Here is a 1,991-nt window from a genome sequence, read left to right as displayed (position 1 = left end):
CAGATAATCCAGATGGTCTTTGCGCTCGGTCAGCACGATCGGTGACCGCTTCGCCTCAAGAGATTTCAGCACATCATCAAAGATCTGATCATTTCGACCGTCGTCGTTAGCCAGAGCGGCATAGATCGCGGGCATCGATGGTCGTTCCGCCATCGCAAGCACTTCAGGCAGTTTGAACCGCGTGTGACGCTCGCGCGCCCGATGCCGAATGCCGCTTTCAGCGGCTTGCGATCTGGCATGAACCTGATGCCGTACGGGGCCGCATTGCATGAAGATGATGGGATGGTGCCCGTCTTTTCGAGCGACCGTTGCCGACAAACCGACCACATAGCGCGCCTTCGTTCTGCGCGCGACGAGTTCAAAACTCGCCGCAGACAGGTGGTGGCATTCGTCGACGATCAACTGACCGTAGTCAGCCACGATGTCGTCGACCTCGCCGTTTCTGACCAAACTCTGGATAAGCGCAACGTCAATCACGCCTGTCGGCTTCCGCCTTCCACCGCCAATTGTGCCGATTTGCTTGGGGTCGATCTGAAGGAAGGTCTTCAGCCGCTCAACCCACTGGTCGAGAAGTTCCCGACGATGGACCAAAACCAGCGTATTTCGGGCGCGATGACCAATCAGGGCCGACGCGACGACGGTTTTGCCGAAGGCAGTGGTCGCGGCAAGAACGCCAGTATCATGCCCGGTGAGGGACTCGAAGGCGCGTTGTTGCGGCGGCCGAAGTTCATCAAGGAACTGAACCGTGTTCGGCAGCGGGGTTCCATCGCTGCGCTGGTCATCCAGTTCTGCCTGCGCACCGTGTTCGGTCAGGACTTCAACCGCCTCGTCAAAGCAGCCTCGAGGCAAGGCAACGTGGCGCGGATGCAGCTCGGCACAGGAGACTACGCGAGGCTTTCCGAAGGTGGGCAGCCGCATCGCGATCCTGATTGAGAAAGACGCTATTGCCGACCCTCCGGGCGCTGTGCTGCAGCGGCAGGGCGATCAGGTTTCCAAAGCCGCCCACGGGCATCGTATCCTGGTTCGGAAAGAGGCGGTCATAGGAAGCAAAGCCGATCTCTGGCCGTTTCTCCATGGTTTCTGTGATCAGTGCCGATCCAAGCTGCCGAGCCGCCCGAGCCGACACAGGTTCGGCGAAGAATATCCAGACGTGGCCCCCATTGCCCGATCGGGACCGTTCCAGTGCAGCAGGCACACCCTTCGTCCGACAAGTTGCAAGCAGGGCACAGGCGTCTTCTGCCCAAGACGCCTTGTCAAAATCTGCTGCCAGGAACCAACAGGTATCATCCCGCAGCAAAGGATAAACGCCCGCAACGAAGTCAGCCGAATGACCGTCGCCGCCCCGCAAGTGCCGTTCAATGATGCCGACGTCGGGAGGTATGAACCGCTGATGCTTGCAGTCCCCGCATTTGACGGTTGGCTTTCCGCAGATGCCTTTCACCCATTCATTGAAGCAGGCGGGTGAGTACCCGGCGCGTCCTGTCTTGCGGTTTTCCCATCGCACTGGGAATACGTCCGGGCGGCCAGCAAACAGGGTGCGGAATAGCTCTACCTTTTCGCGTGACGTCGACATGTTGGTGACGGGGGCATTCTCAAAAGATGGACGTTTGGCTTGCGCGGCTATTTCTGCAGTTTGCTTGGCCTCCAACGCCGAAAGCTCCTGCAGAAGCTGACGTTGTTCCTTATCCAGCTCGGCCAGCCGTGCCCGAACCCTGGCCAATTCTGTTTCTGTCCCGCTCCTGTCCGCCACCTGTGATTTCCGCCAAGTTGTCCCCTCCCCCCGACCATAACGGCCAAACGGCCCTGCTGTAAGCATGCCTCCGCTTCCGTCGGTAGCGCCGCCGGGGTGAGAGTTGGAGGGGGAGTTCATGTCGGGGTGTCCTTCTGCGGTTGAGAGCAGAGGCATCATGATTATGCCAAGTGGAGATCCCGAAATGAAACATCATATCAACGACATGAAGCGTCGCGCTCTGCATAACGCGGACGCGGCA

General features: G+C 59.2%; 2 protein-coding genes. Both read right to left on the bottom strand.

Annotated features, from left to right (window positions below; genetic code table 11):
* Nucleotides 1–918: DEAD/DEAH box helicase family protein (locus Q8M85_RS11210; protein ID WP_305544318.1), on the bottom strand; the 918-nt coding region annotated here is incomplete at its 3' end.
* On the bottom strand, nt 830–1,750 hold the full coding sequence (locus tag Q8M85_RS11205) for a hypothetical protein (protein ID WP_305544316.1): 921 nt from the start codon (nt 1,748–1,750) through the stop codon (nt 830–832). The genes Q8M85_RS11205 and Q8M85_RS11210, both read right to left, overlap by 89 nt.
* Nucleotides 1,751–1,991: the final 241 nt, after the last annotated feature.

The organism is Tabrizicola sp., assembly GCF_030694085.1.
In the GTDB taxonomy this organism is placed as follows: domain Bacteria; phylum Pseudomonadota; class Alphaproteobacteria; order Rhodobacterales; family Rhodobacteraceae; genus Tabrizicola.
The sequence above is the reverse complement of the archived record's forward strand: the minus strand, read 5'-3'. Positions and strand labels throughout refer to the sequence as shown.